Source organism: Dickeya sp. ws52 (genome assembly GCF_007210685.1).
In the GTDB taxonomy this organism is placed as follows: Bacteria; Pseudomonadota; Gammaproteobacteria; order Enterobacterales; family Enterobacteriaceae; genus Dickeya; species Dickeya chrysanthemi.
Genome location: NZ_SZVX01000008.1, coordinates 40423 through 56696 on the forward strand (window position 1 = coordinate 40423; position 16274 = coordinate 56696).

Here is a 16274-nt window from a genome sequence, read left to right on the forward strand (position 1 = left end):
CCGCCAAACTATCCGTTTACCTGCCCGCCGACGCCGCTTCCAACCCGAAACGGGCGATATCCTGACGCAACAGCGCCAATAGCCTAACCGTGTCAGCCAGAATAGCAACCATCGCGCGTCAGGCGATATCACGCCACGCCGATACGATGAGCCAGCCGGGCAACGCCGTCGGGAATAGCGTTAAGTAAAGCAATTAATGCGATAAGCGCCAGCCGTGACAAACCAGAAAATAAGACCGGAATAAAAACGATGCCGTCTGACGGCAGGCTGATTAGGGCGATGCGGGTGATTGCAACCCGGGAAACAACCGCAGTGTGTTGGCAAGCAGAGTTCCTGCAATGACCTGCGGCCATTCCGGGCGCAACTCACACAAGGTGTCGAACACGGCGGTAATCCGCTCCGGGCGATTGGGCTGCCCCTGAAATCCGCACACCGGCATATCCGGTGCATCGGTTTCCAGCAACAACCGGTCGAGCGGCAGGCGCGCAATCGCCTGACGGGTCTTGTTGGCGCGGGGGTAGGTGATCGTGCCGCCGACACCGATATAGTAACCCAGACGAATAAACGTCATGGCTTGATCGTAACTGCCGGCAAAGCCATGCACCACGCCGGTACAAGCAAGTGGATAACGACGCAGCATCTGCGCCAGCTGGTCATGGCTACGGCGAGAATGCAGGATAACCGGCAGATCATGTCTGTCCGCCAGCTTAAGTTGTGCGCCCAAAAACGCTTTCTGGCGTTCGAATTGTGGTTCCGGCATGTATAAATCCAGACCAATCTCCCCCACCGCCACCAACCGGGGATGTGCCTGGGCCAGTAACGATGCCAGTTCAGCCAGGTGCGCCTCCTGATGTCCGGCGATATACAGCGGATGCAGCCCCAACGCGGCGTACAAGGCAGGCCAACGCCGACTCAGCGTCATGACCCGGTCAAAATGCTCGGCGGCCACGGCCGGTACAATCAGGCGGCCGACGCCTGCCTGCGCCGCCAGCGCCAGACTGCCGGCCGCATCGTCGGCAAACAGGGGAAAATCAAAGTGGCAATGGGTATCAATAAAACCAACGGCCGCCGCCTGCCGGCGATCAGGCTCGCTGGCCGTCGTTACGTTAGCGGATACCGCGTCGGAGAAAGAATCAGTGGGCAAGGGCTATCCTCAATGCACGCCATCATGTTCCGAGGATACCTTGTCCTGCTCTTTTCCGTAATATTCCTGCATCACACCCGCCAGAAAATCGTGGTTTCCCGATACCCAGGCGCCATCGCTGTCAACGCACTCGGCCCACAGCTCCCACAGGCATCCCTTCCATTGCTTCCATCTGCCAATAGCGACATCCAGATTCATCATGATGACCCCCTGCCAGTCAAACGTCGGAGAACAACCACGCCGATAATGTGACGACGCAAATAGTGTGACGGCGCAATATGACAAACGTATGGACCCGGCCTCAATGACCAGAAGAACTCACTGGCGGGGACGACGCTTAAGATTTCACCGTCAGCTCGTTCTTCACGCTTTTGACGCCGCTTACGGCCTTGGCAATGGCCTCCGCCCGATCGGCCTGCGCCCGATTCGCCACCTGACCGGTCAACAGCACCACACCATCCTGGGTGACCACCTTAACGTGACGGGAGGGCACGATGTCATCCGCCAGAAGTTTGGCTTTGATGGTGCTGGTGGTCAGCGCGTCGTCTGCATACCCGGTAACCGACTGCACGCCACTGCCGTCTTTGATCTGCAACTTATCGCTAACCGATTTTACACCCTCGGTCTGGGCGGCGATTTTCACCGCGTTGGTTGCCATCTGCTGGCTGGCGATAAAACCGCTGAGCGTCACCACACCATCGTGGGTAGCGACGGAAATATCGTTGCTGTCGAGCGTTTCATCTTTCATCAGCGCACTTTTCACCCTGGCCGTGAGAGTGCTGTCATCCACATAGTTCGTGGCCTGTTGTATGGAGCTATCGATTTTTTTACCGGCCGTATCCGCGATGCGCTGCGCCTGCTGAACCAGCGTTTCCTGCTCCGCCTGAGCCTGGCCGCTCATCAGCACCGTACCCAGTAATACCGCCGCCAGTGAAAGTGCATGTTGAGCCGAAAAGACATATTTCGTCGAAAGTGCAATCTTGGTCTTTTTCATCGATACCTTCCTTATCGTTGTAGCCGGCTTCACCCTGGCGACGACGCTCAACCCGGAACGTTTCGCCACACCGACATCAGATTATTCAGTCATTCAATCCAATAAAATAAAAACAACAAGCTGCTATTGAACAAGGTAAAAGTTAAATAAACCAAAAAAGTAACACAGCGTTAACTATAGACAACGGCAGTCAAAAGCCCAGCGCCGGGAGCGCGGCAAGCGGTGATTTCGGATTTGTCTGTGGCGGGAAAACAACGGGAAAAAGCCGGCAATGCACTGACTACTCAGCGCCTATCTGATGATTGGCTAATACGAAAAGCGCGCCCACGCCAGACGGCGTGGGCGGCAAACCGGCGATCAATGCTCGCGGGTTTTGTGGAATTTCACGTCAGGATAACGTTCCTGCGCAAGATTGAGGTTAACCATCGTCGGTGCTACATACGTCAGGTTGTCGCCGCCATCCAGCGCCAGATTCAGCTCGCTCTTACGTTTGAACTCTTCGAATTTCTTCACGTCGCCGCACTCAACCCAACGGGCGGTAGAGACGTTAACCGATTCGTACACCGCTTCCACGTTGTATTCGGTTTTCAGGCGCGCGACCACCACGTCGAACTGCAACACCCCGACCGCACCGACGATCAGGTCGTTGTTGATAAGCGGCCTGAACACCTGCACCGCGCCCTCTTCGGAAAGCTGCACCAACCCCTTGAGCAACTGTTTCTGCTTGAGCGGGTCACGCAGGCGGATACGACGGAACAGCTCCGGCGCAAAGTTGGGAATACCGGTGAATTTCAGATCTTCGCCCTGAGTAAAGGTATCGCCAATCTGAATGGTGCCGTGGTTGTGCAGGCCGATAATATCGCCGGGATAGGCTTCTTCCACATGGGAGCGATCGCCGGCCATGAACGTCAGCGCATCCGAAATCACCACGTCTTTACCGGTACGCACCTGACGCAGCTTCATCCCTTTTTCATAGCGGCCGGACACCACGCGCATGAACGCCACGCGGTCACGGTGTTTCGGGTCCATGTTGGCCTGAATCTTGAACACAAAGCCGGTGAATTTTTCTTCGTCGGCGCTGACCACGCGTGCGTCGGTCTTACGCGGCATCGGCGCCGGCGCCCAGGATACCAGCCCGTCCAGCATGTGATCGACGCCGAAGTTACCCAACGCCGTACCGAAAAACACCGGCGTCAGCTCGCCATTCAGGAACGCATCGCCGTCGAATTCGTGCGATGCGCCTTTCACCAGTTCCAGTTCTTCGCGCAACTGCGCCGCCAGATCTTCACCGACCGCCTGATCCAGCTCCGGGTTATCCAGCCCTTTGACAATGCGCACCGTCTGAATGGTATGCCCCACACCGCTCTGATAAAGATAGGTTTCGTCTTTGTAGAGGTGGTACACGCCTTTAAACAGCTTGCCGCAGCCAATCGGCCAGGTAATCGGCGCACAGGCGATATTCAGCTCGTTTTCTACCTCGTCCAGCAATTCCATCGGGTCGCGGATATCACGGTCGAGTTTATTCATGAACGTCAGGATCGGCGTATCGCGCAGACGGGTCACTTCCATCAGCTTGCGGGTCCTGTCCTCAACGCCTTTGGCGGCGTCGATCACCATCAAACAGCAGTCGACGGCGGTCAGCGTACGGTAGGTATCTTCCGAGAAGTCTTCGTGCCCTGGGGTATCCAGCAGGTTGACCAGACATTCACGGTAAGGGAACTGCATCACCGAGGTGGTTATCGAGATACCACGTTGTTTTTCCATCTCCATCCAGTCGGATTTGGCGTGCTGGTTGGAGCCGCGCCCTTTGACCGTACCGGCGACCTGAATCGCCTGTCCGAACAGCAGCACTTTTTCCGTAATGGTGGTTTTACCGGCGTCAGGGTGAGAGATAATGGCGAATGTCCGACGTTTCGAGACTTCGCGGGCGTATTCACTTGGAGACATGTTATTCAGGCTTCTTTAGCTAGTGAGGCGCCAGCACCCACCACGTGATAACTCATCACATAAGGAATGCCGCACCAGACAAAATAGAAAACAGAGACAGATAAACCTGTCTGATGCCAATCAGTTAAGCCATCAGGGCACGCGGTAAGCGCGGCCGAACGGCTGAAAGATTCCTCTAAGCACTTTTACACGCGTTTTCCCCCACACAGGCTTAAGTGACAGGCATCGAAGCGACAGATGGATAAGCGCAGCATTTTCTCCGATTTAGCGGCCCGGCACAATCAATCATCACGGAAACACGGCGGAGGTAACGCAAACGACCTACCCGCGCCTGTTTATGGTGGCGACGCGACGTCGGTGACCGGCAAGCCTTACCTCAGGGTTGATGGGTTTTATTGTCGTCCGGCACGGCCGGGTGATCGTCATTGGCGGGCTCATCATCCTGAACCGACGCATTGGCTGTCAGCAGATAAGGCGATTGTTGCCAGCGGGAACGGCGATGCTGCAACAGGGTTCGGGCCAAAATAATCCCTATCGCCAGCGCCATCAGGATCATCAACCGCAGAATGTTGGTAGTGTTGTCCACCTGACGGGCTTCGGTCGCCAGCACATGGGTATCAAGCGTAATACGCAGAAAACCGATCGGCCCTTCTTTACTGTTGAGCGGTTCCACCAGTTGGTGATTGAAGTAGCTGCCGGCGCGGCTCCCGTCCAGCGCCAGCCGGTCACGCACGGCGACCTGCTCGCCCGCATGAGCCACCAGCGTGCCATCCTGTAAGTATAAGGCAGCATCGAGAATACGGCTGTGATCGGTCAGTTGCTGCAACGTTTCCTCAATTTTGCTGCTGTTATCGACGTTGCTTTCCAACAACGGCGTCAGATTAAATGCCACCTGCCGCGCCAGCGTACGCGCCAGCTCCTCTACTTGCTCGGAACGCGCCATCTGATGACTCAGGCTGAAATAAGACGCCCCTTGCAGTAAAACGACCAGCAGCGCCAGACAGATCAGCACAATGACCGTGCGATGTAAGCGAAATTTAATCCGGGCCCGAACCATGGGAATACCTGCGCGATTTGGATACTTTCATGTTGCCAGAAGCGTTGGCGATAGGATAGCTTGTTGCGTTGATTTGTGACCATCCACCCCGTCATGCCACTACCCGCAGGAAAGGATATTTAACCCATGTCGAACCGTTTGACCTATAGCGATCTGCCCGATGAGATCAACTGCTGGCCAAATTTACCGCTATCGCTGAGTGACGATGAAGTCATGCCGCTCGACTACCGCGCCGGCAATACCGGCTGGTTGATGTATGGCGATGTGCTCGACAAATATCTGTTATCCCGTATCCAGCGCCGTCTGGATGATCCGCTGGTGGTTGTCAGCGCCTGGAGCGTGGACGACTATCAAGTGGTGCGGTTGGCCGGCACTCTGACGCCGCGCATCACCAAAGTCGCTCACGAGCTGGGGCTGGATGTCGCGCCGATGGGCGATAGGCCGAGTTTGCGTTCGCCCGGCCTGCTGGTGATGGACATGGATTCCACCGCCATCCAAATCGAATGTATCGATGAAATCGCCAAACTGGCCGGCACCGGCGAGCTGGTAGCGGAAGTGACCGAACGCGCCATGCGCGGCGAATTGGATTTTGCCGCCAGCCTGCGCCAGCGCGTCGGCACGCTGAAAGGCGCCGACGCCAATATTCTGCGTCAGGTGCGGGAAACGCTGCCGCTGATGCCGGGGTTGAAAAACATGGTTAAACAGTTGCAGGAGGCGGGTTGGCATCTGGCCATCGCGTCCGGCGGCTTCACCTATTTCGCCGACTATCTGCGTGATGAACTCGGGCTGGTGGCGGCGGTCGCCAACGAAATGGGGATGCGCGACGGCAAACTGACCGGTGAAGTGACAGGCCCCATCATCGATGCGAAATACAAAGCCGATACGCTGCGTCAACTGGCGGAAAAGCTGGCGATCCCACCGCATCAAACCGTTGCCATCGGCGACGGCGCCAACGATCTGTTGATGATCAAAGCAGCCGGGCTGGGCATTGCCTATCACGCCAAACCCAAGGTTAACGAACAGAGCGCGGTCAGCATTCGCCATGCCGACCTGACCGGCGTATTGTGCATTCTCAGCGGCAGCCTGCGGCATGAAAAGAGCTGAGCCACAGCATACAACCGGCGATAACACGCAGTAAAAAAGCCAGCGCAGTAAACAGGAGGGAATTCATGGCCAAAGCCGTCAAACGCGCCTTTGTCTGTAATGAATGCGGGGCCGACTACCCACGCTGGCAAGGGCAATGCAGTGCCTGCCACGCCTGGAATACCATCACCGAGGTGCGCCTGGCCGCCGCGTCCTCTTCATCACGCAGCGACCGTTTCTCCGGTTACGCCGGAGACAGCGGCAGCGTCAGCCGGGTGCAGAAACTTTCTGACATCAGCCTGGAAGCGTTGCCGCGCTTTTCCACCGGTTTTCAGGAGTTCGATCGGGTACTGGGCGGCGGTGTGGTGCCCGGCAGCGCGATCCTGATAGGCGGTAACCCCGGCGCCGGTAAAAGTACCCTGTTGCTGCAAACCCTGTGCAAGCTGGCCGAACAGATGAAAACCCTGTACGTCACCGGCGAAGAATCCCTCCAGCAAGTGGCGATGCGCGCCCACCGCCTCGGTTTGCCCGCCCAGCACATTAATATGCTGTCGGAAACCAGCATTGAGCAGATTTGCCTGATTGCCGAGCAGGAACAGCCGAAACTGATGGTGATCGACTCCATTCAGGTGATGCATCTGGCGGATATCCAGTCGTCTCCCGGCAGCGTGGCGCAGGTGCGGGAAACCGCCGCCTACCTGACGCGCTTCGCCAAAACCCGCGGCGTGGCGATCGTCATGGTCGGCCACGTCACCAAAGACGGTTCGCTGGCCGGCCCGAAAGTACTGGAACACTGCATCGACTGTTCGGTACTGCTGGACGGTGACGCCGATTCCCGTTTCCGCACCCTGCGCAGCCACAAAAACCGTTTTGGCGCCGTCAACGAACTGGGCGTATTCGCCATGACCGAGCAAGGGCTGCGGGAAGTGAATAATCCGTCCGCCATTTTCCTGAGCCGGGGCGATGAAATCACGTCGGGCAGTTCGGTGATGGTGGTATGGGAAGGCACCCGGCCGCTGCTGGTGGAAATTCAGGCATTGGTGGACCACTCGATGATGGCGAATCCACGTCGGGTCGCCGTCGGGCTGGAACAGAACCGTCTGGCTATCTTGCTGGCGGTGCTGCACCGTCACGGCGGGTTGCAGATGTCGGATCAGGACGTGTTCGTCAACGTGGTGGGCGGCGTCAAGGTCACGGAAACCAGCGCCGACCTGGCGCTGCTGTTGTCGCTGGTCTCCAGCTTCCGCGATCGGCCGTTGCCGCAGGATCTGGTGGTGTTCGGCGAGGTCGGGCTGGCCGGTGAAATCCGCCCGGTGCCAAGCGGCCAGGAGCGTATCACCGAAGCCGCCAAACATGGCTTTAAGCGCGCTATCGTGCCGTTTGCCAATATGCCGAAAAAACCGCCCGCCAATATGCAGGTGATGGGCGCGAAAAAACTCTCGGACGCACTGGCGATCCTGGATGATCTGTAATTTCCATTAGGCTTTACTTGCCGGAACGTTAATATGGCAGAGCGTTATCCGCTACATCGGAGTATCAGACCATGTCCCCCTACGATTACCTGAAAACAGCCATCAGACAAAAAGGCTGCACCCTGCAACAGGTCGCCGACGCCGCGGGTATGACCAAAGGCTATTTGAGCCAGTTGCTCAATGCCAAAATCAAGAGTCCCAGCGCGCAGAAACTCGAGTCGCTGCACCGCTTCCTGGGGCTGGAATTCCCTTATCAGCAAAAAAGCATCGGCGTGGTGTTCGGCAAGTTCTACCCGCTGCATACCGGCCACATTTACCTGATTCAGCGCGCTTGCAGCCAGGTGGACGAACTGCACGTGATTCTGGGCTACGATGAACCGCGCGACCGCCTGCTGTTTGAACACAGCTCCATGTCGCAACAACCCACCGTCAGCGATCGCCTGCGCTGGCTGCTGCAAACCTTCAAGTATCAGAAAAATATCCATATTCATGCCTTCAACGAACAGGGCATGGAACCCTACCCGCACGGCTGGGACGTGTGGAGCCGCGGCATCAAACAATTCATGGCGGAAAAAGGTATCGATCCTCAATACGTCTATACCAGTGAAGAGCAGGACGCGCCGCAGTACAAAGAACACCTCGGCATTGAAACCGTACTGATCGACCCGAAGCGCTCCTTTATGAGCATCAGCGGCGCACAGATCCGCCAGGACCCGTTCCGCTACTGGGAGTATATCCCCACCGAGGTGAAGCCGTTCTTCGTGCGCACCGTGGCAATTCTGGGGGGAGAGTCCAGCGGCAAATCCACGATGGTCAACAAATTAGCCAATATTTTCAACACCACCAGCGCCTGGGAATACGGCCGGGATTACGTGTTCTCCCATCTGGGCGGCGACGAAATGGCGCTACAGTATTCGGATTACGACAAAATCGCCCTCGGCCAGGCTCAGTACATTGATTTCGCTGTGAAATACGCCAACAAGGTGGCGTTTATCGATACCGATTTCATCACTACGCAGGCGTTTTGCAAAAAGTATGAAGGCCGTGAACACCCGTTCGTGCAGGCGCTGGTTGAAGAGTACCGCTTTGATCTGGTGATTCTGCTGGAAAACAACACCCCCTGGGTGGCGGATGGCTTGCGCAGTCTTGGCAGCGCGGCGGATCGCAAAGCGTTTCAGGATGTGCTCAAGAATATGCTGGCGGAAAATGACGTGCCGTACGTTCATGTCACCGAATCCGACTACGACAGCCGTTTTCTGCGCTGCGTGGAGCTGGTGCAACAGATGCTCGGTCACGACCAGCAAACACCGATACCAGCGGTAGGCTAACCTCGCCGCCGCTCACAGACTCGCAACTCGCGTTACCAGCGCCAGTGCTGAGAAGGCGTGATGATTTCCGGCAACGGCACGTCCCAGCTTTCCACCGGTAACGCCTCTACCTGCTGGCAGTCATGCGCCAGCCCGATAGGATAAGGACCGCGCGCGCGCCAGTGTTGCAACGTGCGGTCATAAAAACCGCCGCCCATGCCCAACCGTTGCCCGGCGGCATCAAACGCCACCAGCGGCGTCAGCAGTACATCCAGTTGTTCAACCGGCAATACGTCGCGTACATCCAGCCGCGGTTCCTGAATCTTTAACCGGTTCCACACCAGTTCCGTTTCCGGTGCATAGCGCAGAAACAGCAGATGCCCGGCGCAAAACGGGTGCAACACCGGCAAGTAAACCTGTTTTTGCCGTTGCCATAACGCGTCGATCAATGGCCGGGTATTCAGCTCGCCGTCAAACGACAAAAACACCGCGACGCGTGCGGCATCAGCCAAACGCGTATTCGCCATCACCCGTTCAGCCGCCTGATGGGCAAAAAACGCTTGCTGTTCAGGGCTGAGCGCGCGACGACGCTGACGAACCTGCTGACGAATGTGTTGGCGTAACGATGCAACGCTAGAGAGATCGGAAGAAGCACCGGCTGAATTCATGCGCAGTCACTGTCATGCAATTAACAGGAAATAAACGAGAGGGAATCTCCGAGATGCCGCCGCAGGCTGTAACCCTTGAACCCTTGGTTCAAGGTGAACGCAACGTCGCAATCTTAAGGCTTCTCGGCCGAACCGAGCGTGCTCACCAACTACGGATCGTTACATTCTGTTGGTTGAAATATCGGCTCAGGGGACTTGCCCGCTGACGAACATCTCAGAGAAATTTTGTTCTTTCAAAGCTACCTTATCACGTCTGGCAGCGATGTGTTACCCAAAAAAAACGTACTTTTGTCAAAACGAGACGCGCTACTCAAATTGCGCGCCCTGACGCTCGGTAATACGGCCTTGCTCCAGCAACGCCTGTTCTATCGTCTGCTGCAACATGCGAATACGTTGCTCCATGTTGGCGGCATAATCGCGGGTTTTCAACCGCTCCTGCGCCAGCTCATGGCACACATTAAGTGCGGCGATGAACACCAGTTGCTCGGTATTCGTCACCCGGGTACGCACCTTGAGGTCCTGCAACCGCTGGTTAAGATCCTCCGCAGCCTGATTCAGCGCATCCTGCTGTTCTGGCGGACAATTAACTCTTAACGAACGGCCAAAAATCTGAATATCTACCGGTTGTGCAGACATGTCACCTTCCTGCCTTATTTCGTTTCACGCCCGCGTGAGGGACATCCGCTGCGCGGCCCGTGACGGTGCCGGGAAAAAGCGGGCGCTACTATATATATCCAAAATAGAAGATACAAGCCCTTTATTATAGCCATAAGATTGTCAGTGACAGGGACGTTGCTCAAAACGAAAGCCGGTTGTCCTGTCGCTTGAATCCATTGGGTATAAGTCTGGCGACGGAGCTTGCTGGTATAGCAACGGAGCTTGGTGGTAGCATAACACGAACGACCTGCCAACGACGATGAATGCTCATGTCTATACAGAATACACTCCCCGGTTACGGCGCTATCGACCAGCTATTAAAACAGCATCAGATTGCGCTGACCGCTGCCGAAATGCACGGCCTGTTAAGCGGCATGTTATGCGGCGGCAACCACGACGACAGTTGGAAAACGCTGACGTTTGAACTGACCAACGACGGTATGGCCTTCCCGCAAACGCTGGCCCAGCCGTTGCAACAACTGTATCAAGTTACCCGCGATACGCTGGAAGACGACGGTTTTATGTTCCAGTTATTCCTGCCGGACGACACGCTGGAACACGTCAGCGTCTTTGACCGCGCCGATGCGCTGGCAGGATGGGTCAACCATTTCCTGCTTGGCCTCGGCGTCGTTCAGCCTCGCCTGAGCAAAACGCAGGGCGAGCTGAAAGAAGCGATTAATGACCTACGCGACATCGCTCAACTCGGCTACGACGAGGATGAAGACAAGGACGAACTGGCGCAATCGCTGGAAGAAGTGATTGAATACGTGCGGGTGGCGGCCATCATGTGCCATAACGAGTTTACCCGCCCGGTGCGGACTGCGCCGGAGCAAAAAAAACCGACGCTGCATTAACGCCATGCTGCATTGATGCCCTTTTCAGGAGCAGGTAATGAACCAACAAGAGTACCTCCGCCGACGTCTGGCTCTACTGGATAAAATGGTCCCCGGCAGCGCGGCGATACTGTTCGCAGCGCCGGAAGCGCAACGTAACGCGGACAGCGAGTATCCGTACCGTCAAAGCAGCGATTTCTGGTATTTCACCGGCTTCAACGAGCCGGAAGCCGCCCTGCTGCTGATCAAGAGCGACGAAAATCACCACCATACCGTGCTGTTCAACCGGGTGCGCGACGTCACCGCTGAAATCTGGTTCGGCCGACGTCTCGGCCAGGAAGCGGCCCCCGCCAAACTGGGCGTAGACCGCGCGCTGCCGTTTAGCGAAATCGGCGAACAACTGCATCTGCTGCTTAATGGTCTGGATGTGGTCTACCATGCGCAGGGCGAATACGCCTACGCCGACAAACTGGTGTTCGCCGCGCTCGATACCTTGCGTACCGGCGGTACGCGCAAAGGCTTTAGCGCACCGGCGACCTTGACCGACTGGCGCCCGTGGGTACACGAAATGCGTCTGTTCAAGTCTCCGGCGGAAATCGACATCCTGCGCCGCGCCGGCGAAATCAGCGCGCTGGCCCATACGCGCGCCATGGAAAAATGTCGCCCCGGCATGTTCGAATATCAGTTGGAAGGCGAAATCCACCACGAATTCAACCGCCACGGCGCACGTTACCCGTCGTATAACACCATTGTCGGCAGCGGCGAAAATGCCTGCATCCTGCACTACACCGAAAATGAATGCCAGATGCGCGACGGCGATCTGGTCTTGATCGATGCCGGATGTGAATACCAGGGCTACGCAGGCGACATCACCCGCACTTTCCCGGTTAACGGCAAATTTACGCCGGCGCAGCGCGCTATTTACGACATCGTGCTGGCGGCGGAAGTGCGCGCTATCGAGATGTTCGCGCCGGGCTGCAGCATCCGCGAAGTGAATGAAGAAGTGGTGCGCATTATGCTGCGCGGCCTGATCAAACTTGGCCTTCTGCAAGGCGATGTCGACACGCTGTTCGCCGAGCAAGCCCACCGTCAGTTTTTCATGCACGGTCTGAGCCACTGGCTGGGTATGGATGTGCATGACGTTGGCGACTACGGCACCGCCGATCGCGGCCGCACGCTGGAGCCGGGCATGGTGTTGACGGTGGAACCGGGTCTGTACATCGCGCCGGATGCCGACGTGCCGGCGGAATATCGCGGCATCGGTATTCGTATTGAAGACGATATCGTGATCACGGCAACCGGTAATGAGGTGCTGACCGGTGACGTCGTCAAAGATCCCGATGAAATCGAAGCACTGATGGCAAGGGCGGCAGGGCGCGTCTCATGACCATCATGATTGTCGGCGGCGGAATGACGGGTGCGACGCTGGCGCTGGCGATCTCCCATCTGTCCGGCGGGCGGCTCCCGGTGGCGCTGATCGAAACCCGCTCGCCGCAGGAAGACCAACACCCCGGTTTTGACGCCCGCGCCATTGCACTGGCGCAGGGCACCTGTATGCAACTGGACGCCATCGGCGTCTGGTCAACGCTGTCCCCCATCGCGACCCCGATCACCCGCGTACACGTCAGCGATCAGGGCCACGCCGGGCGGGTACAGCTGCAAGCCGGCGATTACCGGGTGCCGGCGTTAGGTCACGTGGTCGAACTGCACGACGTCGGCAAACGTCTGTTCTCGTTATTACAACGTGCGCCCGGTGTGCGGTTGCACTGCCCGGCAACGGTAGACAGCCTGCAACGGGAAGAAAATAACGTCTCACTGCGGCTGGATAACGGTACTCGCCTGAACGGGCAACTACTGGTGGCCGCCGACGGTTCGCGCTCCCGGCTGGCGCAATACGCAGGCATTCAATGGCAGCACACGCCTTATGACCAGGTAGCGATTATCGCCAACGTTGCTACGGCACAAGCCCATCAGGGCCGGGCTTATGAGCGCTTCACCGCCCACGGCCCGCTGGCGCTACTGCCGATGAGTAAAGGCCGTAGCTCGCTGGTGTGGTGCCACCCGCTATCGCAACAGACCGAAATAGCCGGCTGGAGTGATGCGCAATTTCGTCAGCGGTTACAGCACGCATTCGGCTGGCGGCTCGGCGCCATCACCCATATCGGTAAGCGCCATAGCTACCCGCTGGCGCTGTCGGCCGCTAATCAGCATGTCAGCCACCGTATGGCGCTGGTAGGTAATGCGGCGCAAACCCTGCACCCCATCGCCGGACAAGGATTCAACCTCGGCCTGCGCGACGTGATGACGCTGGCGGAGACGCTGGTGACGGCGGTTGAACAAGGGGAAGATCCCGGCAGCCAAACCGTACTGCAACGCTATCAACACCGCCGCCAACCGGATCAGCACACCACCGTCGCTTTGACCGACGGGCTGGTGCGTGTCTTTTCCAACCGCCTGTTCCCGATGGAAGTCGGGCGGAATCTGGGGCTAATGGCGATGAACAATCTGCCGCTGCTGCGTGACGTGCTGGCACGGCGTACGCTGGGCTGGGTGGAACGTTAAACAGACAGGAATTCATGCTCTATGCAATCATTTGATGTGGTTATCGCCGGTGGGGGAATGGTCGGGCTGGCGCTGGCCTGCGGTCTGCAAGGCAGCGGGCTGAGCGTTGCGGTGCTGGAAAAGCAGGCCGCGACCGAACCGCTGGCAAACGGCCCACATGCGCTTCGCGTATCCGCCATTAATGCCGCCAGCGAAGCGCTGCTGCGCAAGCTCAACGTCTGGCCGGGCATTGCCGCGCAGCGGCTAAGCCCTTACAACGACATGTATGTCTGGGATAAAGACAGCTTCGGCAATATTCGTTTTTGCGGCGAAGAGTTCGGTTTTTCCCGCCTCGGCCACATTATCGAAAACGACGTTATCCAGTGGGCGCTGTGGCAACAAGCGTCCCAGTCGCGGGATATCACCCTGCTGACGCCCGCTGCGCTACGGCAGGTCGCCTGGGGCGAGAGCGAAGCTTTCATTACGCTGGAAGACGGCGACATGCTCACCGCCCGGCTGGTGGTCGGAGCAGACGGCGCGCACTCCTGGCTGCGACAACACGCCGACATTCCGCTGACCTTTTGGGACTACGGCCATCATGCACTGGTCGCCAACATCCGTACTGAACAGCCGCACGGCGCTACCGCCAGTCAGGTATTTCACGGCGAAGGTATTCTGGCGTTTCTGCCGCTCAGCGACCCGCATCTCAGCTCCATTGTTTGGTCGCTGCCGCCGCAACGCGCGCAACAACTGCGCGAACTGCCTGCCGAAGAATTTGTCAGGCAACTGGCCATCACCTTCGATATGCGGCTGGGGTTGTGTCAGTTGGAGAGCGACCGGCAAACCTTCCCGCTCACCGCGCGTTATGCCCGCAGTTTTGCCGCCCACCGGCTGGTGCTGACGGGCGATGCGGTACACACCATTCATCCGCTGGCAGGCCAGGGCGTCAACCTTGGTTTTATGGACGTGGCGGAACTGATTGCCGAGTTAAAACGCCTGCAGGCTCAGGGCAAAGACATCGGCCAGCATCTGTATCTGCGGCGCTACGAGCGGCGCCGCAAGCACAGTGCCGCGATGATGCTGGCGAGTATGCAGGGCTTTCGTACCCTGTTCGCCGGTTCCCACCCGGTCAGTAGCCTGCTGCGCGATGTCGGCCTGAAACTGGCGGATACATTGCCGGGCATCAAGCCGACACTGGTACGCCAGGCGATGGGGCTGAATGACTTGCCGGAATGGCTGGATCACGCCGGATAAGCTGACCCGATCGGACTGCGTGCATTCCGGCGCAGTCCGTCGCCCGATATTCGTTTCATTTTCTTCCTTTCATGGCGGTTGTCTGAATATCAACCAACCTCCCCTGAATATATTAAGAAACAAACAACACCCATTATTTTTTATTAATGAGATATAATCTAATTATTTCAAATTAAAACTATCCAAATTAAAACCATCCAAATTAAAGAAAAGCATCCTTCATTTATTACACACCTATTTTCATCAGCGTCACCGACTGTCCAGAATATTATTTTCATATATACCCAAAATAATTCGAGTTGCAGGAAGACGGCAACGCAGCGAATCCCCAGGAGCTTACTCAAGTAAGTGACTGGGGTGAGCGACAAATCTGCCGGGAGCAGATTTGAACGCAGCTTGCTGCGGCCCGTAGGGCGAGGCCCAGGGAGGGGCCGAGTAATAAAGCCAACGCACCTGCAACTTGAAGTATGACGGGTATATCAGATGGATAATACGAATGGGTAATACTCGAACATCGGAATATAAAGGCGTATGATTTTCACAAAGACGATCGTAATCATTTAAAGGAAAGTGAATTATTCACTGTTCGTCTTTTCGTTTTTATTCCAAGGAGAAAGACTATGCAAGCTCGTACTATTAAGGAAAAAATGATACTGGCGGTGGTGGTTGGCATTATTGCCGGCATCATTTGCGCGATTGCCAAATTCGGCTGGGAAATTCCCTTCCCGCCCCGTACCCCGGAAAGAGATCTCACCAACCCGCCCCAGCAATTATTACAACAGCTTGGCATGTCGTTTGATCTTTCGCATCTGACTTATCTGTTCAACGGCAATCCTCGGCCGATCATGAGTTTCATCATGCATTTCGGCTTCTCGATTACGTTTACTGTGCTGTATTGTGTGGCGGCGGAATTTTGGCCACGCATCAAACTCTGGCAAGGTGCTTTTTACGGTCTGGTGCTGTGGGTGGTCTTTCACGTGGTGCTGCTGCCGTTATTCGGTACTGTCCCTGCACCGTGGGACCAACCGTTTGCCGAGCACTTCTCCGAAATCTTCGGCCACATGTTCTGTTTCTGGGTGGCGGAACTGGCACGGTGTGACTTGCGTAACCGCCTCACTCACCAGTCAGAAGACAATACGCTGACGGCACAGCACGCGCAGTAATCATCGTCGTCATCACCGGCCATCCGAACGGGTGGCCTGCTCGCTTATAAATACGCTATCTGGTTTACCGGGCCTTTATGCAAAAGCGCCGGAAAACAGGTACGTTAGCCGTCATCCTATCTTTATACCTTTTTTGGCATTAAAAATAATTTTT

The 16274-nt window shown here is 56.8% G+C and carries 15 protein-coding genes and 1 other RNA gene; 8 read left to right on the forward strand and 8 right to left on the reverse strand.

Features of this window, described 5'->3' with window-relative positions; all coding sequences use genetic code 11:
- Window positions 1-271 precede the first annotated feature (271 nt).
- The 5 genes from FDP13_RS09340 to FDP13_RS09360 all read right to left on the reverse strand — a co-directional run bounded on the left by FDP13_RS09340 (window position 272) and on the right by FDP13_RS09360 (window position 5142).
- Window positions 272-1054, reverse strand: coding sequence for a TatD family hydrolase (locus tag FDP13_RS09340; protein WP_033575861.1), 783 nt, complete (start codon window positions 1052-1054; stop codon window positions 272-274).
- Between the two features lie 99 nt (window positions 1055-1153).
- Window positions 1154-1342: a stress response protein gene (locus FDP13_RS09345; protein ID WP_027713212.1), complete on the reverse strand. Its 189-nt coding sequence runs from the start codon at window positions 1340-1342 to the stop codon at window positions 1154-1156.
- A gap of 139 nt (window positions 1343-1481) precedes the next feature.
- Window positions 1482-2138, reverse strand: a complete 657-nt coding sequence (osmY, locus tag FDP13_RS09350; protein ID WP_143839291.1) for a molecular chaperone OsmY — start codon at window positions 2136-2138, stop codon at window positions 1482-1484.
- Window positions 2139-2495: 357 nt separating this feature from the next.
- A complete protein-coding gene (gene prfC / locus FDP13_RS09355; RefSeq protein WP_143839292.1) occupies window positions 2496-4085 on the reverse strand; it encodes a peptide chain release factor 3 in 1590 nt (529 codons plus the stop codon).
- A 376-nt stretch (window positions 4086-4461) separates the two neighbouring features.
- Window positions 4462-5142: a YtjB family periplasmic protein gene (locus FDP13_RS09360; protein WP_015847912.1), complete on the reverse strand. Its 681-nt coding sequence runs from the start codon at window positions 5140-5142 to the stop codon at window positions 4462-4464.
- A 126-nt stretch (window positions 5143-5268) separates the two neighbouring features.
- Here FDP13_RS09360 and serB point away from each other — a divergent pair, with 126 nt between their 5' ends.
- The 3 genes from serB to nadR all read left to right on the forward strand — a co-directional run bounded on the left by serB (window position 5269) and on the right by nadR (window position 9025).
- Window positions 5269-6246: a phosphoserine phosphatase gene (gene serB, locus FDP13_RS09365; RefSeq protein ID WP_015847913.1), complete on the forward strand. Its 978-nt coding sequence runs from the start codon at window positions 5269-5271 to the stop codon at window positions 6244-6246.
- A gap of 65 nt (window positions 6247-6311) precedes the next feature.
- The gene (radA, locus tag FDP13_RS09370) at window positions 6312-7697 is read left to right on the forward strand and encodes a DNA repair protein RadA (protein WP_015847914.1); all 1386 of its coding nucleotides are present in this window, start codon (window positions 6312-6314) and stop codon (window positions 7695-7697) included.
- Between the two features lie 71 nt (window positions 7698-7768).
- Window positions 7769-9025 carry a multifunctional transcriptional regulator/nicotinamide-nucleotide adenylyltransferase/ribosylnicotinamide kinase NadR gene (nadR, locus tag FDP13_RS09375; RefSeq protein ID WP_015847915.1) on the forward strand — a complete coding sequence of 419 codons (1257 nt, stop codon included), beginning with the start codon at window positions 7769-7771 and terminating at the stop codon, window positions 9023-9025.
- A gap of 32 nt (window positions 9026-9057) precedes the next feature.
- On the opposite strand, the gene FDP13_RS09380 is transcribed toward nadR, so the two are convergent.
- From FDP13_RS09380 to zapA, 3 genes are all read right to left on the reverse strand, one after another.
- Complete coding sequence (locus tag FDP13_RS09380) at window positions 9058-9672, reverse strand: 5-formyltetrahydrofolate cyclo-ligase (protein ID WP_033575838.1); 615 nt, start codon at window positions 9670-9672, stop codon at window positions 9058-9060.
- Between the two features lie 41 nt (window positions 9673-9713).
- Window positions 9714-9896: non-coding RNA, 6S RNA (ssrS, locus tag FDP13_RS09385), on the reverse strand.
- Window positions 9897-9978: 82 nt separating this feature from the next.
- Window positions 9979-10308 carry a cell division protein ZapA gene (zapA, locus tag FDP13_RS09390; protein ID WP_012883229.1) on the reverse strand — a complete coding sequence of 110 codons (330 nt, stop codon included), beginning with the start codon at window positions 10306-10308 and terminating at the stop codon, window positions 9979-9981.
- A gap of 290 nt (window positions 10309-10598) precedes the next feature.
- On the opposite strand from zapA, the gene FDP13_RS09395 reads away from it, so the two are divergent.
- The 5 genes from FDP13_RS09395 (at window position 10599) to FDP13_RS09415 (ending at window position 16120) form a co-directional block, all read left to right on the forward strand.
- Window positions 10599-11183 carry a YecA family protein gene (locus FDP13_RS09395; protein ID WP_027713219.1) on the forward strand — a complete coding sequence of 195 codons (585 nt, stop codon included), beginning with the start codon at window positions 10599-10601 and terminating at the stop codon, window positions 11181-11183.
- Window positions 11184-11220: 37 nt separating this feature from the next.
- Window positions 11221-12549: a Xaa-Pro aminopeptidase gene (pepP, locus tag FDP13_RS09400; protein ID WP_143839293.1), complete on the forward strand. Its 1329-nt coding sequence runs from the start codon at window positions 11221-11223 to the stop codon at window positions 12547-12549.
- Window positions 12546-13724, forward strand: coding sequence for a 2-octaprenyl-6-methoxyphenyl hydroxylase (gene ubiH, locus FDP13_RS09405; RefSeq protein ID WP_143839294.1), 1179 nt, complete (start codon window positions 12546-12548; stop codon window positions 13722-13724). Before pepP ends, ubiH begins: the two co-directional genes overlap by 4 nt.
- Window positions 13725-13745: 21 nt before the next feature.
- Complete coding sequence (gene ubiI, locus FDP13_RS09410) at window positions 13746-14957, forward strand: FAD-dependent 2-octaprenylphenol hydroxylase (protein ID WP_143839295.1); 1212 nt, start codon at window positions 13746-13748, stop codon at window positions 14955-14957.
- A 620-nt stretch (window positions 14958-15577) separates the two neighbouring features.
- Entirely contained in the window at window positions 15578-16120 is a 543-nt protein-coding gene (locus FDP13_RS09415) for a DUF1440 domain-containing protein (protein WP_143839296.1), read from the forward strand.
- Window positions 16121-16274 lie beyond the last annotated feature (154 nt).